This is a genomic window from Desulfatiferula olefinivorans, from assembly GCF_054657895.1.
In genome coordinates this window covers 286,350-308,600 of sequence record NZ_BAAHXV010000001.1, presented here as the reverse complement: position 1 = coordinate 308,600, position 22,251 = coordinate 286,350, and the positions used below count along the sequence as shown (strand labels likewise).

At 60.1% G+C, this 22,251-nt stretch carries 20 protein-coding genes; 9 read left to right on the top strand and 11 right to left on the bottom strand.

Going from position 1 to position 22,251, the window contains the following annotated elements; translation table 11 throughout:
• Nucleotides 1-156 precede the first annotated feature (156 nt).
• From ACYQ11_RS01200 to hrpA, 3 genes are read left to right on the top strand one after another with little or no spacing between them, the layout of a single operon-like run.
• Nucleotides 157-639 (top strand): hypothetical protein, encoded by a 483-nt coding sequence (locus ACYQ11_RS01200; protein WP_459921905.1) that lies wholly within the window; start codon nucleotides 157-159, stop codon nucleotides 637-639.
• Between the two features lie 5 nt (nucleotides 640-644).
• Nucleotides 645-1,229, top strand: a complete 585-nt coding sequence (locus tag ACYQ11_RS01195; protein ID WP_459921904.1) for a hypothetical protein — start codon at nucleotides 645-647, stop codon at nucleotides 1,227-1,229.
• 13 nt (nucleotides 1,230-1,242) lie between these two features.
• Complete coding sequence (gene hrpA / locus ACYQ11_RS01190) at nucleotides 1,243-5,241, top strand: ATP-dependent RNA helicase HrpA (RefSeq protein ID WP_459921903.1); 3,999 nt, start codon at nucleotides 1,243-1,245, stop codon at nucleotides 5,239-5,241.
• A gap of 11 nt (nucleotides 5,242-5,252) precedes the next feature.
• Here hrpA and ACYQ11_RS01185 read toward each other — a convergent pair whose 3' ends face one another.
• Nucleotides 5,253-5,936, bottom strand: coding sequence for a TetR/AcrR family transcriptional regulator (locus ACYQ11_RS01185; protein ID WP_459921902.1), 684 nt, complete (start codon nucleotides 5,934-5,936; stop codon nucleotides 5,253-5,255).
• A gap of 234 nt (nucleotides 5,937-6,170) precedes the next feature.
• On the opposite strand from ACYQ11_RS01185, the gene ACYQ11_RS01180 reads away from it, so the two are divergent.
• Nucleotides 6,171-7,076 (top strand): SDR family oxidoreductase, encoded by a 906-nt coding sequence (locus ACYQ11_RS01180; RefSeq protein ID WP_459921901.1) that lies wholly within the window; start codon nucleotides 6,171-6,173, stop codon nucleotides 7,074-7,076.
• A 261-nt stretch (nucleotides 7,077-7,337) separates the two neighbouring features.
• Here the strand turns inward: ACYQ11_RS01180 and ACYQ11_RS01175 are convergent, their stop codons facing one another.
• Nucleotides 7,338-8,264, bottom strand: a complete 927-nt coding sequence (locus tag ACYQ11_RS01175) for a transposase (protein WP_459921900.1) — start codon at nucleotides 8,262-8,264, stop codon at nucleotides 7,338-7,340.
• A gap of 106 nt (nucleotides 8,265-8,370) precedes the next feature.
• Between ACYQ11_RS01175 and ACYQ11_RS01170 the strand changes: the two genes are divergently transcribed.
• Nucleotides 8,371-8,751 (top strand): carboxylesterase/lipase family protein, encoded by a 381-nt coding sequence (locus ACYQ11_RS01170; RefSeq protein WP_459921899.1) that lies wholly within the window; start codon nucleotides 8,371-8,373, stop codon nucleotides 8,749-8,751.
• A gap of 424 nt (nucleotides 8,752-9,175) precedes the next feature.
• Nucleotides 9,176-9,394 carry a hypothetical protein gene (locus tag ACYQ11_RS01165; protein WP_459921898.1) on the top strand — a complete coding sequence of 73 codons (219 nt, stop codon included), beginning with the start codon at nucleotides 9,176-9,178 and terminating at the stop codon, nucleotides 9,392-9,394.
• Nucleotides 9,395-9,512: 118 nt separating this feature from the next.
• On the opposite strand, the gene ACYQ11_RS01160 is transcribed toward ACYQ11_RS01165, so the two are convergent.
• The 9 genes from ACYQ11_RS01160 to chrA all read right to left on the bottom strand — a co-directional run bounded on the left by ACYQ11_RS01160 (nucleotide 9,513) and on the right by chrA (nucleotide 18,195).
• Nucleotides 9,513-10,892: a replication-associated recombination protein A gene (locus ACYQ11_RS01160; RefSeq protein ID WP_459921897.1), complete on the bottom strand. Its 1,380-nt coding sequence runs from the start codon at nucleotides 10,890-10,892 to the stop codon at nucleotides 9,513-9,515.
• A 32-nt stretch (nucleotides 10,893-10,924) separates the two neighbouring features.
• Nucleotides 10,925-12,382: a ribosome biogenesis GTPase Der gene (der, locus tag ACYQ11_RS01155; RefSeq protein WP_459922010.1), complete on the bottom strand. Its 1,458-nt coding sequence runs from the start codon at nucleotides 12,380-12,382 to the stop codon at nucleotides 10,925-10,927.
• A gap of 94 nt (nucleotides 12,383-12,476) precedes the next feature.
• Nucleotides 12,477-13,280 (bottom strand): hypothetical protein, encoded by an 804-nt coding sequence (locus tag ACYQ11_RS01150; protein WP_459921896.1) that lies wholly within the window; start codon nucleotides 13,278-13,280, stop codon nucleotides 12,477-12,479.
• 578 nt (nucleotides 13,281-13,858) lie between these two features.
• Nucleotides 13,859-14,413 (bottom strand): 2-oxoacid:acceptor oxidoreductase family protein, encoded by a 555-nt coding sequence (locus tag ACYQ11_RS01145; RefSeq protein WP_459921895.1) that lies wholly within the window; start codon nucleotides 14,411-14,413, stop codon nucleotides 13,859-13,861.
• Entirely contained in the window at nucleotides 14,413-15,222 is an 810-nt protein-coding gene (locus tag ACYQ11_RS01140; RefSeq protein ID WP_459921894.1) for a 2-oxoacid:ferredoxin oxidoreductase subunit beta, read from the bottom strand. The genes ACYQ11_RS01145 and ACYQ11_RS01140 overlap by 1 nt, the downstream gene beginning before the upstream one ends.
• Before the next feature lies 1 nt (nucleotide 15,223).
• Nucleotides 15,224-16,372: a 2-oxoacid:acceptor oxidoreductase subunit alpha gene (locus ACYQ11_RS01135; RefSeq protein ID WP_459921893.1), complete on the bottom strand. Its 1,149-nt coding sequence runs from the start codon at nucleotides 16,370-16,372 to the stop codon at nucleotides 15,224-15,226.
• Nucleotides 16,369-16,593, bottom strand: a complete 225-nt coding sequence (locus ACYQ11_RS01130) for a 4Fe-4S dicluster domain-containing protein (protein WP_459921892.1) — start codon at nucleotides 16,591-16,593, stop codon at nucleotides 16,369-16,371. The genes ACYQ11_RS01135 and ACYQ11_RS01130 overlap by 4 nt, the downstream gene beginning before the upstream one ends.
• 36 nt (nucleotides 16,594-16,629) lie before the next feature.
• Entirely contained in the window at nucleotides 16,630-16,818 is a 189-nt protein-coding gene (locus ACYQ11_RS01125; RefSeq protein WP_459921891.1) for a hypothetical protein, read from the bottom strand.
• A gap of 174 nt (nucleotides 16,819-16,992) precedes the next feature.
• Complete coding sequence (chrA, locus tag ACYQ11_RS01120; protein ID WP_459921890.1) at nucleotides 16,993-18,195, bottom strand: chromate efflux transporter; 1,203 nt, start codon at nucleotides 18,193-18,195, stop codon at nucleotides 16,993-16,995.
• Nucleotides 18,196-18,494: 299 nt separating this feature from the next.
• Here chrA and ACYQ11_RS01115 point away from each other — a divergent pair, with 299 nt between their 5' ends.
• The 3 genes from ACYQ11_RS01115 (at nucleotide 18,495) to ACYQ11_RS01105 (ending at nucleotide 22,244) form a co-directional block, all read left to right on the top strand.
• Nucleotides 18,495-20,498: an oxidoreductase gene (locus ACYQ11_RS01115; protein ID WP_459921889.1), complete on the top strand. Its 2,004-nt coding sequence runs from the start codon at nucleotides 18,495-18,497 to the stop codon at nucleotides 20,496-20,498.
• A gap of 33 nt (nucleotides 20,499-20,531) precedes the next feature.
• Nucleotides 20,532-21,407 carry an alpha/beta fold hydrolase gene (locus ACYQ11_RS01110; RefSeq protein ID WP_459921888.1) on the top strand — a complete coding sequence of 292 codons (876 nt, stop codon included), beginning with the start codon at nucleotides 20,532-20,534 and terminating at the stop codon, nucleotides 21,405-21,407.
• Nucleotides 21,408-21,608: 201 nt separating this feature from the next.
• A complete protein-coding gene (locus ACYQ11_RS01105) occupies nucleotides 21,609-22,244 on the top strand; it encodes a YchE family NAAT transporter (RefSeq protein ID WP_459921887.1) in 636 nt (211 codons plus the stop codon).
• The last annotated feature ends 7 nt before the right edge of the window (nucleotides 22,245-22,251 follow it).

The window sequence follows — 22,251 nt, the reverse complement described above, 5'->3', positions numbered from 1 at the left end:
GGCCGCCGGTGTTTTGCGTTTTGCATTTTGAATCGGCCTGTGTTAAAACGGGTCTGTTTTCGTTCATCAGAACACCGCGGCATGACTGCGGCCCGGCCTTCGCGGGGGCTCTGCGGGCATGCCTGACGATCAACCCCCGCGAGGAGAGTCTGTCCCATGGGCAAGAACCCGAATTGGAACGCCGGATCAGGCCCCGGTTTCAAACGAACCGGCCGACATTCGCAAAGCCCCGAGGCCATGAGGCCCGGCCGTGGTTTTTCCGCCTTCGAGCTGACCATCATCGCCGTGGTGATCTGCATTTTTTTTGCCGCCGGTGCCGTTTTTCTTTCCCTGAGCAGCCAGTCGGCCTACGACATCATGGCCAAACACGACCTGCAGGAATTCGTCGACTTTCAACAGTACTACTTCAAGCTGACCGGCCGCTGCCTGGGCGAGCAGGGGCAGGCCGTCCGAAACGACGGCATTCCCTCGGACATCAATGACTATACCGTTTCCGAAGGGGTCTCGATCACCATTGTTTCCGGCGACCCAACCCGGCCCCATGATCCGGACAACCCCATGATTTTCCAGGCCAAGCACGAAAAATCCCGGACGGTGTTCGAGTATAATTTCAACAGCGGCACAATGGCCGAAAGGTGATGATCATGGGCGAGACGAACAGACGACTCAAAAAGAATCTTTTCATCAACAAGGGCCTTCAGTTCCGAATCATCATGACCAGCATGATGTACATGTTTCTCGTCATGATCGTCACCACCGGCTCCATCCTCTTTCCACTGCTCTACGAGATGCTGACCGCCGGTGATCTGAGCGCCCAGTACTCCGCGGCCCAGACCTTTCTTCTTTTGGCCAAGCGGCTGATGCCGGCCACGGTGATTCTGTTCACCCTGTTTTTCATTCACCAGCTGTACATGACCCACCGGATCTGCGGCCCTCTGGTCAATTTCACCAACACCTTCCGAAAGATCACAAACGGCAGCGTTCCCATGCCCGTCACCCTCCGGAAAAAAGACTACCTCAAGCAGGAATGCGCCGTCATCAACGACATGATCCATGCCCTGTCCGAGCATTTCAACCGTCTGTCCGACGATCATCAGACCATCCTCACGACCCTGGAGCAGGCCCTTGAAACCATTCAGGACCCCCTGGCCCGTACCCGGATCGGTGAACTTTTACAGACCTTGAAGGCCCGGTCCATGGGGGATCCCTCATCGGAAGAGACCCCGTGATTCACCGTCGAGCATGCCCCGCACCATGATCTCCCCCGATGACCGTTTTCGCCGCCTTGAAAAAAAACTCGACCGCTGCATGGCCCGGGACCGCCACAGCCTCCGGCGGGATCTGACCCGCCTGCGCAAGCACCCGAACGGTCACGGCGGTCTGACCCTTGACGGGATCGAAAATCGGATTACGGCCTCGATGGCGGTATACGAAACCCGGAAACGAAACCGTCCGACCGTGACCCCCATTGAGGGCCTGCCCATCACAGAGTGCAGGGAGGACATCATCCGGCTGATCCGCGATCACCGGGTGTTGGTGCTGGCCGGGGAAACCGGCTCGGGAAAGACCACCCAGATTCCCAAGTTCTGCCTGGAGGCCGGACGGGGTCTTTCGGGCATGATCGCCTGCACCCAGCCCCGGCGCATTGCCGCCCTGACCGTATCGGCCCGCATCGCCGAAGAGCTGGGCCAGGAGCTTGGGGGTGCCGTGGGATGCAAGATCAGGTTCCAGGACAAGACCTCGGACCAGACCCTGATCAAGGTGATGACCGACGGCGTTCTGCTGGCCGAAGCCCAGACCGACCGATTCCTGTCCGCCTACGACACCGTTATCGTCGATGAAGCCCACGAACGCAGTCTGAATATCGACTTTATTTTGGGTATCCTGCGAAATCTCCTGAAAAAGCGGCATGACCTCAAAGTCATCATCACCTCGGCCACCATCGATACGGAAAAATTCTCCAAAGCCTTTGACGACGCCCCCATCATCGAAGTCTCGGGCCGGACCTTTCCGGTGGAGCTTAATTACCGCCCCGCCGAGACCCCCGAGGAGGAAGACAGCTACGTGGACCGGGCCGTCCAGGCCGTGGACGAAATCCAGCGCCTCGGACCCTGGGGAGACATCCTGATTTTCATGCCCACCGAGGCGGACATCCGTGAATGCATGGAAACCCTCACGGGAAGACGCTACCCCAATGCCGTGGTCATGCCCCTCTACGCCCGGCTGTCCGCCGCCGACCAGAAGGCGATCTTCGCCCCGGTGCCGGGCCGGAAAATCGTCGTGGCCACCAACGTGGCCGAGACCTCCATCACCATTCCGGGCATCACCTACGTGGTGGACACGGGCCTTGCCCGGATTCCACGCTATACCCCCCGGACCCGGACCACCTCCCTGCCGGTTCTTGCCGTATCGAAAAGCAGCGCCGACCAGCGCATGGGCCGCTGCGGCCGCATGAAAAACGGGGTCTGCTACCGCCTGTACAGTGAGTCCGATTACGAAAGCCGCCCCCTGTTCACGTCCCCCCAGATCCTGCGGGCCAACCTGGCCGAGGTCGTTTTGCGGATGATGGCCCTGCGTCTGGGGGATGTGGAATCCTTTCCCTTTATCGACATGCCGACCCCGGCGGGCATCCGGGACGGCTACGACACCCTGGTGGAGTTGGGGGCCATCCGGCTGAATCCGCCGTCGCATCGAACGGACACGTCCCGGTACAGCCTCACCGACCAGGGCCGGACCATGGCCCGGATCCCCGTGGACCCCACCTTGTCCCGCATGCTCATCGAAGCCGGTCGGCGGGGATGCCTGCCCGAGGTCACCGTCATCATCGCGGCCCTGTCCATCCGTGATCCCCGGGAACGTCCCCAGGACAAACTCCAACAGGCCGACCAGATGCACAGCGTGTTCAAGGACCCCTTGAGCGACTTCATCACCCTGTTGAACATCTGGAACCGTTTTCACGAGGAATCCGGGGGCAGCCGGGGGGCCGGAGCGGTCAAGGCCTTTTGCAAACGCTACTTTCTCTCGTTTTTGCGCATGCGGGAATGGCTGGACATCCACACCCAGCTTTCGGCCATCCTGACCGAAGCCGACCTGGCTGCCGGCCCCGCGCCCAATGACGCCGGCAATGACAGGACCGACACCTTCAGTCCCCTTTACCGGGCCATCCATCAGTCCATTCTCACCGGCTACCTGTCGGGCATTGCCGTGCGCAAAGACAAGAACCTCTACACCGCCACCCGGGGCAGAGAGGCGATGATCTTCCCCGGATCGGGCCTGTTCAACAAGGCGGGCACCTGGATCGTGGCGGCGGAACTGGTCGAGACCTCACGGCTTTTCGCACGGAACGTGGCCACCATCGACAACGGCTGGCTGGAGGAGCTGGGGGGAAACTGTATCAGCCGGACATACAGCTCCGCCCACTGGTCCGCGAAAAAAGGGGCCGTCTTCGCCCGGGAGCAGATGAGCCTCTTCGGCCTGGTCATCGGCGAAAAAACCGTTCCCTATGGTCGGATCAACCCCGCCGAAGCGTCCCGGATCTTCATCCAAAACGCCCTGATCGAGGGCGACATCGACCTTGACCGACTGGGTCGGGAATGGGATTTCCTCCGTCGCAACCGGGCCCTGGCCGACGAGGTCCGGACGTTGGAAGATAGGGTGCGGCGAAGGGACATGATGGTCGCCGACGATGTGCTCCGTGAATTCTACGAAAAACGATTGCCGACCGTCTCCGACGTCCGCAGCCTGACCCGGCTGGTCAAGGAGCGCGGAGGATCGGATTTCCTTTGCATGACCCGGGACATGCTGCTCTGCTATGATCCGGACGACACCGACATCAGGCGCTTTCCCGAACAGGCCCTCATCACCGGCCGCTCTTTTGATCTGGCCTACCGCTTCGATCCGGGGGCGGAGGAAGACGGGGTCACGGTCAAGGTGCCTGCCGCAGCCATGGCGGCGGTCACGCCGGAGTCCCTGGATTTTCTGGTGCCCGGACTGTTGCGCGACAAAATCGAGGGCCTGCTCAAAAATCTTCCCAAGGACTACCGGAAACGGCTGGTCCCCATCACCGCCACGGTGGACCGGATCATGCGGGAATGTCCCGAGCTGTCCGGCGAAGAACGGCCCGCCGCCGCCCTGCCGGCGGTGCTGGCCCGATTTATTTTCCGGACCTTCGGCATGGAGATTCCGGGGTCCGCCTGGTCCACCGAAGGACTGTCCCCCCATCTGACCTTGCGGGTGGCCATCCTGGACGCCCAGGGCAAGGTGCTGGCCCAGGGTCGTGATCCGAAACTGCTCCATCGCGACTACGCCGCCCTGTCCGGGGACGACGGGTTTGACCGGGCCAGGGCCCGTTGGGAACGGGAGACGGTAACCCCCTGGGATTGCGGAGACATTCCCGAATCAATCTCCCTGGACACGGCGGCCGGTGTGGCGGGCCTGGCTTTTCCGGGGCTGAGCGTGGAGGAGGACCGGGTGGCCCTCCGACTGTTCCGGACCCGGACCGCCGCGGATCAGAGCCATGTGAGGGGCGTCCGGGCCCTGTTCGAACGCAGGCTGTCCGACCGGCTGAAGGCCCTCAAAAAAGATCTGACCCTCAAAGGACCGCACCGCCTGTATGCCAATTACCTGGGCGGTGACAGCGCCCTGGCCCGGGATCTTTACGAGCGCACCCTATCCGAGCTGTTCGCCCTCGAGATCCGGAGCCGGGCGGCCTTCGACGAGAAGGTCGCATCCCTTTCCCCCACCATCCACACCACCGGCCAAGAGCTGTTGGCCCTGACCCTGTCGATTCTCGACGCCTTCCATCAGGCCCGGTCCCTGATCTACAGCCGGGAACTCAAGGAGGCCCCGGCGGGCCGAATCCCCGACGTGGCCCTGGAACTCCGAAAGGAACTGGACCGCCTGATCCCGCCGACCTTTCTCCGGCTCTACGACCGGGACCGGCTTCGCCACCTGCCCCGTTTCATCCAGGGCATCCGCATCCGTGCCGGACGCGCCTTCGAGCATCCCGACAAGGACAGGGCCAAGGCCAAAGGCATCCAGCCCTATATGGATCTGCTCACCTCGTTTGTCCAGGCCCTTTCCCCCGACACCAGCCGGGAAAAGCGGGACAGCATCGAGGACTTCTTCTGGCTGATCGAGGAATACAAGATTTCCGTCTTCGCCCAGGAACTGAAAACTCCGGTGAAAATCTCGGCCAAACGACTGGACGCCCTGGCCGGGGACATCCGCCGGATGATTTAGACGTGAGCCGTTTAAACGTTATCCGGCCGGCCCCAACGGGCCGCGCCGGGGTCCCGGCCATCGAGCAGGCCTGCGATGTCGTGATCGGCGATAAGGGAAAGGGTCCGGGCGACGACGCGGGTGACGTCGGCTTTGGGTACGTTGAACAGGGTGAGCGCGGTTTCGACGGCAAAGGGGCACCAGGTGGCGAATCGACCCCGCCCGTTGCGGATTCGGTCGGAAATCAGAAAAGCCCTCATGCCCCGCAGGGCCACGGTCCGGTAGTGGTAATCATTGTCGGTGAACGTCGGATTGTAGCGATGGAAAAAGGCCCTGTTCCGCTTCATGTTCACGGGAATCATCGCTTCGGCCACGCGCCATGAGGTATAGGCCTCCTCATACAGGCGGGCAATCATCTCGTCCTCTTCCACGAGTTTGAACTCCAGGGCCCGGGTCATGGCGTATTTCAGCGGCCCGTCGGAGTCTTCGGTGACGCCGTCCACATAGGCGATGAAGGCATCATAGGTTTCCATGCACACATGACGAAAAATGTCTTCCTTGTCCTTGAAGAAATGGTACAGGGTGCCGTTCTTGATGCCCACCTGCTCGATAATCTGCCGGATGGTCGTCTGCCGGTAGCCCTGGGCGAGGAACAGCCCCCGGCTCGCGTCTACGATGGTCTTCATGATGTCCCTGCTTCGTTCCTCGCGTCCCATGCTACGCTCCTTTTTTATCGTCTACCGGCCATGAGCCCGATGTTTATTGCCTTACACCATAATCCTCCGGGGCCAAAGATGCAAGATTTGAGCGCGCTCAATTTTTATATTGACAAATCCACCGGAGCCCACTACAGTTTTCATTAATTTGAGCATGCTCAAATATCAGCCGTCCGCACAAGGAAGGCGGTGGAAAGGTCCCATTCACAGACAAGCAAGACCGGGAGGACAGGCATGGATCAGATCAGATTTGACGGCAAAGTGGCCATCGTGACCGGCGCCGGTGCGGGACTGGGACGCTGTTACGCGCGTGAATTCGCCAGACGGGGCGCCTGTGTTGTGGTCAACGATCCGGGCCGCGCCCTGGACGGATCGGGAAACAACGCCGCCGCTGCAGACAAGGTGGTCGAAGACATCCGGGCCATGGGCGGCAGGGCCGTCGCCAGCTACGATTCGGTGGTTGGCACCGACAGCGGGACGCGCATCGTCCAAACGGCCTTGGACTCCTTCGGTACCGTGGACATCCTGGTCAACAACGCAGGGATCATCCGGGACAAGAGTTTTCTCAAACTCACCGAGGACGACTGGGACGCCGTTTTGGACGTCCACGCCAAGGGCGCCTTCTGCGTGACCCAGGCGGCCTTCGCCGTCATGAAAGCAAAAGGCTACGGCAGAATCATCAACACCAGCTCGGGCGCGGGACTTTACGGCAACTTCGGCCAGGCCAACTACAGCGCCGCCAAAACGGCTTTGGTGGGACTGATGAACAGTGTGTTTACCGAAGGGAACAAATACAACATCCTGTGCAACTGCATCGCCCCCGTGGCGGCCTCCCGCATGACCGAATCACTGATGCCCAAAGACCTCAGCGACAAGCTCCAGCCCGAAACCATCGCCCCGCTGGTCCTCTACCTCTGCTCCGAACAAAACACGACCACAAAAATGATTTTCAACTGCCTCGGCGGCTGGTTCAGCCGTACGGAAATTCTCTGTTCCAAAGGAGTGGTCCTGGGCGGCGGCAACCGTGCCATCTCCCCCGAGGACATCCAGGCAAACTGGCACCAAATCACCGATCTCCACGAGCCCAAGCCCCTGTCTCACCTGCTCGACACCTTCGCCTACCTGGCCGGGGTTCTCTGACCCGGCCCAATATCAAAAAAGCAAAAAAGGGACAGTCAATTTTTATAATAGGTTCAAAACAAAGTGCCATGCCTCATTCCGCTACAACCTGTAGAGATCCTTTATGCTTCGAACCCTGTGCTTGATATTATTTTCTTGAATAAATCCTGATCAAAATAGACTGGACCCGAACGTTTTTACCATAGGCAGGAAACAAAAAAACACCTCCCCCGTCGTTTTCAACAAGGCTGTGCTGAGAAAGGATAAGCCAGACAGATGAGTTTATCCGGTCAGTCGCTTGAGTGAATAAATGCCGTTCAACCCCTTGATGGGCTTGGGTTTTTTTTCATTTTTTGCCTGAAAGACATGTTTGAACTGCTCATAGTGGGCGACCACAAAGGCCTGGGTGCCGATGATGCCGGAATCGGTGAAATACCGGGTTCGATTCATGAACCGTCCTGTCCGGCCGGGGTCGAAATTTCGTTGGCGTTCTTTTTCAAGAATGGCACTGTCGATGGCGTGTCTGCTTTTCCCGTCTTTGCGCGCCAGAGCCCCGGCTTCATAGACATAACGACGATAACGTCGAAATCGCTCAGCCTCTGCCATGTCCCCAAATTCCTCAAGACCGAAGTCCGTTGACAGAAAATGATCCCGGTTGCCGGTCTGACTGTGGTAACCTAATGAGCACCAGCGGTAATCGTCGGGGAGTTTGACAATACCTGCTCGGACCGCATTCAAGTCGATGTATGCCAGACAGTGAATCAACGTTTCCCCTTTTTCGACGATCACGCTTTTGAAGCGTTCACCCCAAAGGGTCCCCTTTCGCCCCTTGACTTTATTGTAGTAGCGGGAAAAGGTTTGCTTGACCTCCCGGATAAATTCAGACAGACTCGCCCATTTTTTCCGGAAATGATCCCTGCGCCCCAAAGGGAAAACCGCCTCTTTCCCGTATTTGATTTTGTAACGGGCTTCGATCTCCTCGTCGGAATAATTCCTGCTGGGCAGCATCTTGACCAGAATGTGCACATGGTTATCCATCACGGCATAACCGATAATTTCGGTAAAATAAATCTTCGCAAACCATTTGAGAATCGATACAAAGCGGTCTTTCTCCACCGGACCGAACGGCAGGCCGTCCAAGGCCGTCCGGGAAATAACATGGTAAACGCACTTCTGATCCGAACTGAGCATCCGGGTTGTTCTCGGCATAGTGATGATCCTCCTTGGTGACCGAAATAACTTTATAAAAACGATTAATATATCGACTATCAAAAGGAACCTTGATTTGTAAAGAAGGAAATATGTGTTTTTTTGCATGTCCCTTAAAAGGGTCGGAAACTCCACCGACGAAATCACGCTGTTTCTCCCGATGATTCTCGGCGATCCGGTGTCGGCCTGGGATTTCACCCGGACCGACAATCCGGACGATGTGGAACTGGATGTCTCCCAACGGCTCTATCCGGTGTTCCTGCCCCTCCTGGAACCGGTGAACCACATGAGCAAAATGGTGTTTCAGGGTTACGGCGTGGATTCCTCTGTCAGGGCCATGGCCGGCCACCAGAACACCCCTTATGTGTGCACGTTTGCCTGGGATGAAGAGCCCCAGCCCCTGGACATTGTGTCCGGCGCCGCCCATGCACTGGATAGCCCCTTTGTTTTCAATACCTTTATCTGGTTATGCACTTGGTTCCAGTGACTCTTCAACCGCGTAATCAATGCCATTAACTTAAACATATTATCGTTGTCCAGTTGATGGGTAAAGCAAAGCGTGCCCATCATGGTCTTAAAATAATGACATTGGGTTGGTTATGGCTTTGTCGATGTGTCTATAAGGTGAGAGGCTTTCCCCTTGAGAAAAGCTACAGATTTTTTAACCACCCGTTCGCTGCGCTCACTGAAGGGCACGAAGGAGCACGAAGAAAAGCCCACTATTTACGTACTTCTTCGTGCTCTTCGTGCCCTTCGGTGAGCAACGCGAACGGGTGGTTTAACAATTGAAAAATCACCTCCAACTTGAGGGAAGTGCATAACCAGATACCTTTATTTCCGAACCGGAAACACTCACGCGACCGGCCTGGAGTGAGGCAAACCGGCCAGGCCGCGAATACCTCTCGGACGTCATGATGCGCTATTTTGCCCGGTTCGCCCGAACGGGTAATCCGAATGCCGAATCCGATGGTCTTCCGGCCTGGACACCCTGGGACGCCCGGGACGGCGCGGACAAACGCATTGTTTTTGACACCTGCGTTCCCACCATGTCCCCGGACGTGGTGGGAGAAGATGAAAAACCGGATCTCTCCGACATGATCGCGGAGATGACGATTCTGTTCGGATTCTGACCGGCCTGTCCGGGACAGAGAATAAACGCCCCGCTGCCAAAAAAACTGCGGGGCGTTTTTCGTTTTCAGCCTGAAAGGGAAAAAGACGGCGACCGTTCTCCCGGCCCCTGCGACGACGTTAAGATGCGTCGCTTTCGCCCGGGCCCTTTGGGTGTTCCGAAAAGGTTCGTTTGAGATCCCGCCAGGCGCTCAGGCGGTGGGCAATGGTTTTTTCGTAGCCCCGGTCGGTGGGCTGGTAGAATTCCCGGCCCGCAAGGGCATCGGGCAGGTAGTCCTGGGGGACATAGGCGCCCTTGTAATTGTGGGCGTATTTGTAACCCTCGTTGTATCCCAGGTGTTTCATCAGGCGGGTGGGGGCGTTGCGGATATGCAGGGGAACGGGCAGGGCCCCGCTTTTCCCCACCTCGTCACGGACGGTTTTCCAGGCGGTATAGATGCTGTTGCTTTTGGGGGCGGTGGCCAGGTAGACCGCCGCCTGGACCAGGGCCAGCTCTCCTTCGGGCGGGCCCAAAAACCGGTAGGATTCCAGGGCCGACAAGGCCACCGACAGGGCGCCGCTGTCGGCCAGCCCCACGTCTTCCGAGGCAAAACGCACCATGCGGCGGGCCACGTACATGGGATCCTCCCCGGCCATCAGCATCCGGGCCAGCCAGTACATGGCCGCGTCGGGATCGCTGCCCCGGAGGCTTTTGTGAAAGGCCGAGATCAGGTTGAAATGCTCCTCGCCGGACTTGTCGTACAAAAGGGCTTTTTTCTGGAGAATGGTTTCAAGGTCGGACAGGGTCAGGGCTTTGACGGTCCCGTCCCCATCGGTATTTTTCACGGCATAAAAGGCCGCCGTTTCCAGGCTGTTCAGGGCCGTGCGGATATCCCCGTCGGCCAGGGCCGAAAGATGGGACAGGGCCGCGTCCTCGACCTCAAGGCCCATCCGGCCCAGACCCCGGTCGCTGTCGGCGAGGGCCAGGCGAAGAACCCGGACGATGTCCTCCTCGGTGTGACGGGCCAGGGTGATGACCCGGCACCGGGACAACAGGGCGGGAATCACCTCGAAGGAGGGATTTTCCGTACTGGCACCGATGAGGGTGATCAGGCCGTTTTCCACGTGGTGCAGGAAGGCGTCCTGCTGGGCCTTATTAAAACGGTGGATTTCATCGACAAAAAGAAGGGTGCGTTTGCCGTACTGGTTGAGCTGGGTCCGTGCGGCCTCGATGACCTCCCGGATGTCCTTGACCCCGGACAGGACCGCCGAGATCTGGACGAACCGGGCCCTCGTCTCCCGGGCGATGATGTTGGCCAGGCTGGTCTTGCCGCAGCCCGGAGGGCCCCAGAGGATCATCGAGAAAATCCGGTCGTTCTCGATGGCCTTCCGGATCAGGGTCCCGTCGCCGGAAATCTGGGGCTGGCCGATGAATTCGTCCAGAGTCCGAGGCCGCATCCGATCGGCCAGGGGTCGGGTGTCCTCTCCCGCCTTCCGCCCCTGGTAGTCAAACAGATCCATGCAAAGCCCCTCGCTTTCTTCGTTCGCGGCCCTTACTTCTCCTGAAGCCGCTCGATCTTTTTCCGGCCCTGAATTTTCCGCTCGCGTTTTTTCTTTTCCTTGTTCCGGCTTTCTTTGTCGAAGCTGTCCTTGTTCCGGGCATGGTAGGTCTCGTCCTTGCGTTCGGCAAAGTCGATCTTGCCGGTGCGCTGGCGGAACTCAAGCTTGACGGGGGTCTTGTCCATACCCGTACGTTCGCGGATCTGGTTGATCAGGTAGCGTTTATACGAAAAGTGAACGGCCTCGGGGTAATTGACGAAACAGACCACGGTGGGGGGCCGGATCTCGACCTGGGTCGCGTAGTAGAATTTCAGGCGTTTGCCCTTGTGCAGGGACGGCGGAGTCCGCTGGGTGGCCAGGTCGAGGATCCGGTTGAGCTCGCCGGTGGGGATGCGGCGGGAATACTGCGCGTAGACCTCGTTCACCATGGAAAATATTTTGCTCACCCGAAGGCCGGTCAGGGCCGAAATGGTCATGGCCGGAGCGAAGCTCAAGAACTTGGCTTCCATGTAGAGATCCTCGTAAAAGGCCTTCATGCCGGTTTCACTGCGGTCCACCAGATCCCACTTGTTGAGCAGGAAAATGCAGCCGCAGCCCCGGTCCTGGGCATACCCGGCAATGGTGATGTCCTGGTCGGTGACCCCTTCGGAGGCGTCGATCAGGATCAGGGCCACGTCACAGCGGTCCAGACTTTTCAGGGCCTTGATCACGGAAAATTTTTCAAGCTTTTCATCGACCTTGCCCTTGCGGCGGATACCCGCCGTATCGATCAGCAGATAATCCTTACCGGCCCGTTTGCAGCGCGAATCGATGGAGTCCCGGGTGGTGCCGGCCACGTCGCTGACCACCAGCCGTTTTTCCCCCAGGATCTTGTTGATCAGGGATGATTTGCCCACGTTGGGTCGTCCCACCACGGCAATGCGGATCAGATCCTCGTCGCCTTCCGGTTCGGGAATATCCGGCAGGGTCCGGGCCAGGTCGTCCATGAAATCAGGCACCCCGTAGCCGTGCTCGCCGGACACGGGGTAAAGATCCTCCACGCCCAGGGCATAAAATTCCGTCAGGTTGTCTTCATGCATTTCCCCATCGATCTTGTTGACCAGGTAAAACACCGTCCGGTCGCTGTCCCGGAGGATGGCCACCAGATCCCGGTCATAGGGGGAGAGCCCGTGTTTGCCGTCGAGCACCAGCGCCACCACGTCCGCCTCCCGGATGGCCTGGAGCACCTGGTACCTGATATCCCCGGCAAAATCATCCGCATCGCCCTCGATGAATCCGCCGGTGTCGACCAGGGTGAAGGCCTTGCCTTCCCAGGACGCATCACAGTAATGCCGGTCCCGGGTCACACCGGGCATGTCGTCGACCAGCGCCTCCCGACTCCGGATAATCCGGTTGAACAGGGTGGACTTGCCGACGTTGGGACGCCCCACCAGAGCTACCACGGGTTTCATCATGTTTCTCCGTTTCGAATCGTTAATTGATCACAGACCAAGGCTTTCAGAAAACAAACGGGATACTATACGGGAATCCGAATCGTCTGTCAAATCATCCCTTATCCGAGGCATTGGACAAGACCCGGTCGGCCAGCCAGGTAAAGACCGTCGGCCCGATTTGGGAGGGGTCACGGCGGCCCAGCACCTGATCATGAAACGTTCGGAGCCCCTCTTTATCGTCCACGGCGATGACGTCCTCGATCAGACGGATCGTGCCGTCGCCGATGCTGAACACCACCGAGGGTCCGAAATGCTCCCGGCCCGCATCGCCCCGGCTGAAGGCCCCCGTCATGACGTAACTGTCGATTTTGAAATGCCGGGGTTCGGGCCGGAAGGCCAGCAGTTCTTCGAACAGGCGCAGCGCTTCGAGAACCGCTTCGGTGTCGTTCCATTCCACCGCGGCCCTGCCGTCGTACTCCAGTTTGCGAATATCGTCCGGGGTGAAGGACAGGTCCAGGCGTTCCAGACACCGGGCATAGACCGTTTCCACGGACCGGTCCCTTCGACTGACCACCACGTCCTTGTCATTGAGGATCTTGACGGCGTTTTTGATGCTGATCATCTCTTTGAGGGTCGGTTCCTTGCGCAGTGCCACATCACCGAGGGTACTGTCATAAATCGCCAGATCGTTGTCCAGCACGAAGATGGCCTGTCGGTCCGTATCCGTTGTGCCTTCGGGCAGAAACACGTCGAGCCCCCTCAAAGAGCTGTGCCGGTATCCGGCGGCATCGAGCAGGTGGCGCATGGCCTTTTTGTCGACCTTGCTGCCGCTGCCCGAGGGCCCCAGGGTCACCAGGACCCTCTTGCGCATTTGATCGAGCTTGATTTTTTTCAGAAGATTCTGTTTGAACGGCATGACGACTCCCCGCGATTGCATGAAACGGTTTGGGATAAGGTACGAAAAAACCCGCCTTCCTGACAGGTGCCCCACTATACGACCAAACGGAGATGGAATCAATCCGGATCCCAACCCCGTCCAGGTCAATCGCATGTTTCATATCCTTGAAGAAAACTAAAAACGGCCTCCGTGAGAATCTCAGTGGATTGATCTCAGATCAATCCTGTCGACGTAAACACGTCATCCCTGCCGGCAGGAAATACACCGCGTAAGCACACGAGCCCTCTTTGTGACTTTGTGTCTCCGTGAGAAATCACATAGACCGTCCCCGTCGGAGACGCCGGTTTTATCGCTCTCACAGAGACACAAAGACAAAGAAAAACCGGACATGCCTTCGCATGTCACACAGTGCCGCTTAGCGACATCCTAAGACTGCCGTTCACGTTTACGGTCACGAGCACGTTCACGATGGTTGCCGGCAACACGTGAACGCAACCGTCTGATGGTTCAACCGGCGTGGGATGAGACGGTCGAGCCGGTCTCGGCCTGCCGTGCTCGTGAACGAATAGTACATGCGATTGCCCTGCAACCCCGTCTCAGGAACCCCGGATGTGATGGGTTTCCCCCAGGGCGAGGCCCCGTTCCAGAGCCTCGAGATTGGCCGAAAGGGACGCTTTGGGCATCCGCGCTTCCAGCACCCGGGCCACGGACTCGGGGCGGACCACCCGGGTCAGGGCCAGGAAGGCCCCCAGCACGCAGATGTTGTATCCCGCAGGTGTGGCCGGATGATCGGTCATGGCGCTGTGCATGGGAATCTCCACCTGACGCGAGTCCACCGCCGTCAAAACGGTCACGTGGCGGGGGTCGGTCAAAAGAATCCCCCCGGGCCGGACGATGTCGTAGTACTTCATGTAGGCTTCCTGGGTCAGCGAAACCAGAACGTTGGGCTGGGTCACCTTGGGAAAGTAAATCGGGGCATCGGAAATAATCACATCCGACCGGGTGGCCCCGCCCCGGGCTTCGGGGCCGTAGGACTGGGTCTGGGTGGCCAGAAGGCCGTCATGAAGCACCGCGGCCTCGGCAAGGACGATGGCCGCCGTGATCACCCCCTGGCCGCCGGAGCCCGAAAAAACGATTCTCAGACGTTCCATCACGCACCTCCCCGGGCTTTGATTTCAGCGGCGCGCCGCCGATAGGCCTCACAGTATTCGGGCCGGTCTTCATTGACGAACACGCCCCGGGCAATGAGTCCGGGCGTTTCGGCAAGGGCCGCCGATCCGACGGGGGCGGTATGATCCCTGAAAGCCTCGAGCATGTCCGCCGCCGAACCCAGATCGTTCTTCCTGCCGTAGTAGGTGGGGCACTGGCTCATGATTTCCACCACGGAGAACCCCTTGTGGCGGATGGCCTCGGTAATCAGGGTGATCATCTGGCGCACGTGGAAGACCGTGGTCCGGGCCACGTAGGATGCCCCGGCCGCCGTGGCCATCTTCACCACATCGAAGGGCGGGTCCACACTGCCCAGGGGGGCCGTGGTGGCCCGGCTGCCTGTGTCGGACATGGGTGAGAACTGGCCCCCGGTCATACCGTAGACCTGATTGTTCATGACGAGGGCCGTGATATCGATGTTCCGGCGGGCTGCATGGATGAAATGGTTGCCGCCGATGGCCAGGGCGTCTCCGTCGCCCATGGGAACGATCACATGGAGTTCCGGACGGCTCATCTTGACACCGGTGGCGAAAGCCAGGGCCCGGCCGTGCAGGGTATGGAGGGTGTGGGCGTCCACGTAGCCGGTGATCCGGGACGAGCATCCGATGCCCGAAACCATCACGATGTCGTTTTTGCGGATCTTCAAATCGTCGATGGCCCGGACCAGGCCGTTCAGTACCGTCCCGTGGCCGCAGCCGGGGCACCAGAGATGGGGAAAAAACCGTTTGCGGATGTAGTCGTGAATGGCCATATCAGACCCCCCTTCCGTGAATCAGTCTGAGGATATCCCTTATGTCCGTGGGCGTGATGAACTGCCCGTCGATGCGGTTGGCCAGCATCACCCGCTCGGGACGGCTGACGGCCCGCTTGACCTGGAGCAGTACCTGGCCCATGTTCATTTCCACCACCACGATCTGGCGGGCCCTCTCGCATTTCTCCGCGATCTGGGTAAAGGGAAAGGGCCAGAGGCTCTGGAGTTCGATGAGCCCCAACCGTTCGCCCCGGGCCCTGCGGTTGTGCACCACGTGCAGGGCCGACCGGGCCGAGGCCCCGTAGGAAATCAGGACGGTCCGGGCATCCTCCACGTAGTATTCCTTCATCCGGGTGATATCCCGGACATTGTGGATAATCTTGTCGTTCAGATGACGCTGGAGTCCGTGGACGATCTTGGGATGGGTGCTGGGGAAGCCCCACATATCGTGGAACAGGCCCGTCACGTGATAGCAGTGCTCGCCGCCGAAATCGCTCATGGGCAGACGACCGTCCTCCCGGGGCAGGTAGGGGAAGTAATCGACCCCGGCCGGAACCGAGGTACGCAGGCGGTCCACCACGGGCAGGTCGCCCGCCCCGGGCAGCACCACCTTCTCCCGCATGTGGCCGATCACCTCGTCCAGGAGCAGAATCACCGGGGTCCGGTAGGTTTCCGCCAGGTTGAAGGCGTCCACGGTCAGGGCGAACAGATCCTGGTGGTTGGAGGCGGTCAGCGCGATGATGGCGTGATCGCCGTGGGTGCCCCACCTGGCCTGAAGCACGTCGCCCTGGGCCGGACCCGTGGGCAGGCCCGTGGACGGACCGCCCCTTTGGACATCGACGATCACGCAGGGGATCTCGGCCATGATGGCGAAGCCCAGGCCCTCCTGCATCAGGGAAAACCCCGGTCCGCTGGTGGCGGTCATCACCTTGCTGCCCGTCAGCGAGGCCCCGATGACGGCGCAGATCGAGGCGATCTCGTCTTCCATCTGCATGAAGATGCCGTCCTTTTGGGGCAAACGTTCGGACAGATGCTCGGCGATTTCCGTGGACGGGGTGATGGGGTAGCCCGCAAAGAAATTGAGGCCCGCGTACAGGGCCGCCTCCACACAGACCTCGTTGCCCTGGATGAACCTGACCCGATCGCTCATGGGGCCTCCTTCCGTGTCTCCACGATCACCTCGATGGCCAGATCCGGACACCTCAGCTCACACTCCCTGCAGCAGATGCAGTCCTCGGGCCGGGCCGCCACCGCCTTGCCCTGCTCGTCCTTTTCAAGGACCCTGCCCGGGCAGAAACGCACGCAGATCCCGCAGCCCTTGCACCAGACCCGGTTGATCTTCAGTTCCTTCAACACCTTTTTTTTCTTCATGTCCCGTCCTTGTGACCCGCCCCTTTCGCCGGATGGTTAGAGATCCTCGTCCACGATGTAGTCTTTGAGTTTTTCAAGCAGGGATTCGGGCAGGGGTTCGTTGTACAAAAAGGCCTGGGCCTCCTCCCCCGTGATGGTTTCCTTGATCTGAAGGGGAAGGGCGCGGAGAATTCTCATGCGCTCGGGATCGGGTTTGCTCGTGCGCGGTCCGGATCTATCCGTCATGGTTCACCTATATCTTATGGGTTTTTGTAAAAAAGCACTCGCATGTGATCGTCTGGCGTGATGATGCAGGCATTATACGCGAAGCGGGAGCATCTGTCAAAATCCCCCGTGGGTTTCGGGCGAAGGCCACGCGACCGGATAGTCCTCACACGGGCCCGAAGAAGCCAGCGTGTATTAAAACAGGGTGACCAGCCATCCGGCAAGGCCGGTTGCCGCAACGACGAGCCAGGGCGGCAGTTTCCAGAACATCAGCGCGACGAGTGCGAAAAGGGCCAGGACAAAATCCCGGGGGCCGCGGATGGCCCCGGTCCACACGGGGGTGTACAGGGCCGCCAGCAAGAGGCCGACCACCGCCGCGTTGATTCCGGAAAGGGCCGCCTGCATCCGGGCATTTCGGCGGACCTGTTCCCAGAACGGCCAGGCGGCGAACACCAGCAGAAACGAGGGGGCGAAGATGGCGAAAAGGCAGAGCGCCGCGCCGAGGGGACCGGACGGCGTGATCGTCATCGATGCGCCCAGAAAGGCCGCAAAGGTGAAAAGCGGCCCCGGGACGGCCTGGGCGGCGCCGTAACCGGCCAGAAAGGCCCCGTTGTCCACCCAGCCGGACGGAACGACCTCGGCCTGGAGCAGCGGCAGGACCACATGGCCCCCGCCGAACACCAGCGATCCTGCGCGATAAAACGAATCCAGCATCGACACGGCCCCGCCGGGCACAAGCCCGGCCAGAGCGGGCAGTCCCGCCAGAAGAATGAAAAAAAGCCCAAGACAGATCAGCCCCGCGCGTCGACCGGCGATGGGCGGCAACGGCTCATGCCCCGCCTGCCGATCCGGTGTGAAAAGGGCCATGCCGAGCAGCGCCGACACGGCAATCACCGCCACCTGTCCGAAAGCCGTGGGCACCATGAGGGCCATGGCGGTTGCCGCCGCCATGACCGTCACCTTCAGGGCGCTGGTTAAGAGATTCCGGGCCATGCCCCACACGGCCTGGGCCACCACGGCCACGGCGACGATCTTCAACCCCGTAAGAACGCCCGCGGGAAGCATCTCCCCAAAGGCCCCGATCCCCAAGGCAAACAGCGTGAGCGCCGCCGCCGACGGCAGCGTAAACCCCGCAAAGACGGCCAGGGCCCCTGCATACCCCGCCCGGGACAGCCCCAGTGAAATCCCCACCTGACTGCTGGCCGGCCCCGGAAGAAACTGGCACAAGGCCACAAGATCGGCATACCGCCGCTCCGACATCCAGCCCCGCCGCACGACAAACTCATCCCGGAAATACCCGAGATGGGCAATGGGACCCCCAAAGGAGGTCAGGCCCAGACGCAGAAAAATAAGAAAAATCGCAAACGGACGGCTGTCGGTCTGCTGATCGCTTGACATGGTCGCTCCCCGGCTCCGGCGGTTGAATAAACCGTGCCTGCATTATTTCAATAAAAATCCCATGGCCCTCTGATACCACATCCTTGTTTTTCCGGAAACAGGGACCATGTTTTTTCTCCTTGCCGTGTAATTCTTTTTCCCTGCACCGGCATCGTCTCTTTCGATGGCGCGTGTGATGCCGGGCGGAAAGGGAAAACCGTGTTCGGTAAAAAAACGGTTGACGTTAACGGCAGGTCTGTCCTTAAATGGCTTTTTCGCGTTGAACGGGTCATTCATTTACCGATGCCAAGGAGATTGCCATGTTCGATCGACTGTTCTGCCCCATCACCGTCAACGGCCTTCAAATCAAGAACCGTATCGCCTATCCGTCCTTAGGTCTTCTGTACTCGTACGACCGCAGGCTCAATGAAAGGTACTATGCCTTTTTCCGGGAGATTGCCGAGGGAGGGGCCGGGCTGGTCACCGTGGGGCCGGTGGGCATCGACACCGTGGGATCGGGCTTTGTGACCCTGGCCCTTTCCGACGACGGCGCCGTCGATGACTTCCGGACCCTGACGGACATCATCCGCAGCGGGGGGGCCAGTCCCTGGATTCAGCTCTTTCACGCCGGGGCCTACGCCTATCCGGTGACCATCGGCAACCAGCCCCCTCTGGCGCCGTCTTCGGTCTATTCAACCTACAGCAAGGCCATGCCCCGGGAGATGAGCCTCGATGACATCAGGGCCACGATAACGGCCTATGCCGACGCGGCGGCACGGGCCAGGGCCGCCGGTTTCGACGGCATTGAAATCCTGGCATCGGCCGGATACCTGATCACCCAGTTTCTGTCTCCGGTCAAAAACCGGCGCACCGACGCCTACGGGGGAAGCCTCGAGAACCGGCTCCGCTTTCCCCTGGAAATCATCGCGGCCGTCCGGGACCGGGTGGGCCCGGATTATCCCCTTGGCGTGCGCATGGCGGGCAACGATTTCGTTCCCGGCAGCACCAGTGATGAAGAAACGCCTCTGATCGCCCGGGCCTATGAACAGGCCGGGGTGGACCTGATCAACGTCACCGGCGGCTGGCACGAGTCCCGGGTGCCCCAGCTGCCCATGGAACTGCCCCACGGGGGTTACGCCTATCTGGCCCTCAACGTCAAACGGGCCGTGTCCATCCCCGTGATGGCCTCCAACCGCATCGCCCGGCCCGAAGACGCCGAGACGATTCTCGCCGACGGGCTGGCCGACATGGTCAACCTGGGCCGGGTGCTGATCGCCGATCCCTTCTGGCCGACGAAGGCCAAGGAAGGACGGCCCGACGAGATCCGTCCCTGCGTGGGCTGTTCCCAGGGCTGCACGGATTCGGTGTTTTCGGGCCGGGCGGTTTACTGCATCGGCAACCCCCGGGCCGGATACGAAACCGAACGGATCATTAAAAAAACGGAACATCCCAAAACGGTCTGGGTGGCGGGGGCCGGGGTGGCGGGGCTCGAAGCGGCGGTCACTGCGACCCGGGCCGGACACCGGGTTACGATCTTCGAAGCCAAAGACCGGATCGGCGGCCAGATTTGGATCGCCGGAACCCCGCCCAACAAAGAGGACCTGTGGGCCTTCGCCCGGTATTATCAGGCCATGATAGAAAAATACCGCATCCCCCTTCACCTGAACTGTCCGGTGACGGTGCCGATGATCCGGGAGAAAAGGCCGGACCACGTGATCGTCGCCGAAGGGGCCGGGCCACTTTCACCCCCCATTCCGGGGCTCGACGGACCGGAGGTTTTATGCGCCTGGGACGTTCTTGCAAACCGCCCGCCCTTGGGCCCGAAGACGGCCGTGATCGGGGGCGGGGCCGTGGGTCTTGAAACGGCCCTTTACATCGCCCACAAAGGAACCCTCAGCCCGGAGATGGTTCACTTCCTGATCACCTACGACGCCGTGTCTCCTGAAAAGCTCAAGGAATACATGTTCCGGGGAACGTCCCGGGTCACGGTGTTCGAAATGGCGGACAAGGCCGGCACCGGCATCGGCCGGTCCACCCGCTGGGTGACCATGGGCAATCTGGAACGGTACGGCGTCACCGTGCTGACCGGCACCCGGGTCCTGTCCGTCGAGGGCGGGGTGATCCGCTATGAAACCGAAGGCGGCATCCGGGAGGCGGCCTTCGACACCGTGGTGACCGCCGCCGGGTCCCGGTCGGTCAAAACCCTGGCCGAGGCTCTGAAGACCGAGGGTATTCCCTTTACCGCCGTGGGGGACGGAGTCCGCCCCGGCAAGCTGGATGACGCCATTCACGGGGGATTTCTGGCGGCCCTGAATCTTTCGTGATGGCTAACCTACAAACGATGGTATTTGACTGACATGAACTACACGAACGTCTTCACCGACACCGCCGAGCGGCGTCTGCACAGCATCGCCTGCGGCACGGAATCCCGCCCCATGCACTTTCTTCATGCCAACGGATTCTGCGCCGGGGTTTATCTGCCTTTTTTCGAACATTTCAAGAATGATTTCAGCATTCTGGCCACGGACCTTCCCGGCCAGGGGGATTCGGACCACCACGGCAGGCGCCGCATCGAGCACTGGGACATCTTCGTCGACGACGTGAAGGACGTGATCTCACGCCGCATGACCCCGCCCGTCGTGGGCATGGGCCACTCTTTAGGGGCCGTGGTGACGCTTCTGACCGCGGCCCGGTACCCTGCGCTGTTCTCCCATCTGGTACTCATCGACCCGGTGATCTACGTGCGATCCAAACTGTTTCTGACCTGGCTGGTCAGACAGGCCCAGATGCGCCACCTGCTCCCCCTGCCCTCCGGAGCAAGGCGGCGCAAACGCTACTTTTCCGGCAAAAAGGACGCCTACCAGCGGTTTTCTTCGGGCCGGGGCCTGTTCGCCACCTGGCCCGACCCCTTTATCAAAGCCTATTGCAACCACGCCCTGTCCACGTCACGGCTGGGGACCGCCTCCCTCAAGTGCGACCCGGAAACCGAGGCCCAGATTTTCGAAACCCTTCTGGAAGACATCTGGACCTATCCGCAAACGATCACCTGCCCCACCCTGCTGATCCGGGGGGAGCGATCGGACATTTTCAGCGCGTCGTCCGAGCGGAAGCTCTGCGCCCTGATACCCCGGGCCCGGGCCGTGGTCATCGACGGGGCCTCTCACTTCGTGCCCATGGAGCAGGCCGGGGCCTGCCGGACGCACATTTTAAAATTCCTTGAGGATAATTCTTGACATTTGGAAAAGAATATCGTTTGATGGCCTTCAAAAAAATACATATTGCCGCACACGCTCGATCGACTTCGGTACGTAACGGATCTCCAATTCTGGCCTCGTCTCACGCTCATGCTCCAGTGCGGCATTCTTTTTAAAACCGCCCCTTACCGGGCGGTTTTTTATTGATGCCTCGAACCCGGACCGGACACGCATACGACCATGGACTCCATCACCCTTTACCTGAAATTTTTCATCGGCCTCCTGGCCATCGTCAACCCCGTGGGAACCATTCCTATTTTTCTGGACGCCTGCCGGGACATGCCCGCCGAACGGCGCGCCCTGACGGCCCGGATGACCGTGATCACCGTGCTGTCCGTGCTGCTCATCGTGCTCTTTTCCGGGGAGTCCATTCTTTCGTTTTTCGGCATCACCATCCATTCCTTCCGGGTGGCCGGGGGGATCCTTCTGTTCACCATGGCCCTGGCCATGCTCCAGGCCCGGGTCAGCCGGGCCAAGCAGACCCAGGAAGAGGCCCAGGCCCTGGAAAACATGGACAGCGTGGCCATCGTCCCCTTAGGCATTCCCCTGCTGGCGGGACCGGGGGCCATCAGCACGGTCATCGTTTACGCCCATCAGTACCGGAGTGTGATGGATTATGCGGTGGCGGCCTTCATCATCGTGGCGGTGGGGCTGTCCGTCTGGCTCTGTCTCGCGGTGTCGGATCGTGTGAGGGCCGTGCTCGGCCAGACCGGGATCAACGTGATCACCCGGATCATGGGCCTGATCATGGCGGCCATCGGCGTGGAGATCATCGCCGCCGGACTCAAGGGACTGTTTCCCGCACTGTTGGGATAAGGCGCCC

What these genes read in the sequence shown, in the direction of transcription:
- ACYQ11_RS01135 (WP_459921893.1), bottom strand. Translation starts at nt 16,372, where the DNA reads ATGAGCGATCGGGTCAGGTTCATCCAGGGCAACGAGGTCTGTGTGGAG.
- der (WP_459922010.1), bottom strand. Translation starts at nt 12,382, where the DNA reads ATGAAACCCGTGGTAGCTCTGGTGGGGCGTCCCAACGTCGGCAAGTCC.
- ACYQ11_RS01115 (WP_459921889.1), top strand. Translation starts at nt 18,495, where the DNA reads ATGTTCGATCGACTGTTCTGCCCCATCACCGTCAACGGCCTTCAAATC.
- ACYQ11_RS01175 (WP_459921900.1), bottom strand. Translation starts at nt 8,264, where the DNA reads ATGCCGAGAACAACCCGGATGCTCAGTTCGGATCAGAAGTGCGTTTAC.
- ACYQ11_RS01140 (WP_459921894.1), bottom strand. Translation starts at nt 15,222, where the DNA reads ATGGCCATTCACGACTACATCCGCAAACGGTTTTTTCCCCATCTCTGG.
- ACYQ11_RS01130 (WP_459921892.1), bottom strand. Translation starts at nt 16,593, where the DNA reads ATGAAGAAAAAAAAGGTGTTGAAGGAACTGAAGATCAACCGGGTCTGG.
- ACYQ11_RS01195 (WP_459921904.1), top strand. Translation starts at nt 645, where the DNA reads ATGGGCGAGACGAACAGACGACTCAAAAAGAATCTTTTCATCAACAAG.
- ACYQ11_RS01125 (WP_459921891.1), bottom strand. Translation starts at nt 16,818, where the DNA reads ATGACGGATAGATCCGGACCGCGCACGAGCAAACCCGATCCCGAGCGC.
- ACYQ11_RS01110 (WP_459921888.1), top strand. Translation starts at nt 20,532, where the DNA reads ATGAACTACACGAACGTCTTCACCGACACCGCCGAGCGGCGTCTGCAC.
- ACYQ11_RS01145 (WP_459921895.1), bottom strand. Translation starts at nt 14,413, where the DNA reads ATGGAACGTCTGAGAATCGTTTTTTCGGGCTCCGGCGGCCAGGGGGTG.
- ACYQ11_RS01185 (WP_459921902.1), bottom strand. Translation starts at nt 5,936, where the DNA reads ATGGGACGCGAGGAACGAAGCAGGGACATCATGAAGACCATCGTAGAC.
- ACYQ11_RS01160 (WP_459921897.1), bottom strand. Translation starts at nt 10,892, where the DNA reads ATGGATCTGTTTGACTACCAGGGGCGGAAGGCGGGAGAGGACACCCGA.
- hrpA (WP_459921903.1), top strand. Translation starts at nt 1,243, where the DNA reads ATGCCCCGCACCATGATCTCCCCCGATGACCGTTTTCGCCGCCTTGAA.
- ACYQ11_RS01150 (WP_459921896.1), bottom strand. Translation starts at nt 13,280, where the DNA reads ATGCCGTTCAAACAGAATCTTCTGAAAAAAATCAAGCTCGATCAAATG.
- ACYQ11_RS01170 (WP_459921899.1), top strand. Translation starts at nt 8,371, where the DNA reads ATGTCCCTTAAAAGGGTCGGAAACTCCACCGACGAAATCACGCTGTTT.
- ACYQ11_RS01165 (WP_459921898.1), top strand. Translation starts at nt 9,176, where the DNA reads ATGATGCGCTATTTTGCCCGGTTCGCCCGAACGGGTAATCCGAATGCC.
- chrA (WP_459921890.1), bottom strand. Translation starts at nt 18,195, where the DNA reads ATGTCAAGCGATCAGCAGACCGACAGCCGTCCGTTTGCGATTTTTCTT.
- ACYQ11_RS01105 (WP_459921887.1), top strand. Translation starts at nt 21,609, where the DNA reads ATGGACTCCATCACCCTTTACCTGAAATTTTTCATCGGCCTCCTGGCC.
- ACYQ11_RS01200 (WP_459921905.1), top strand. Translation starts at nt 157, where the DNA reads ATGGGCAAGAACCCGAATTGGAACGCCGGATCAGGCCCCGGTTTCAAA.
- ACYQ11_RS01180 (WP_459921901.1), top strand. Translation starts at nt 6,171, where the DNA reads ATGGATCAGATCAGATTTGACGGCAAAGTGGCCATCGTGACCGGCGCC.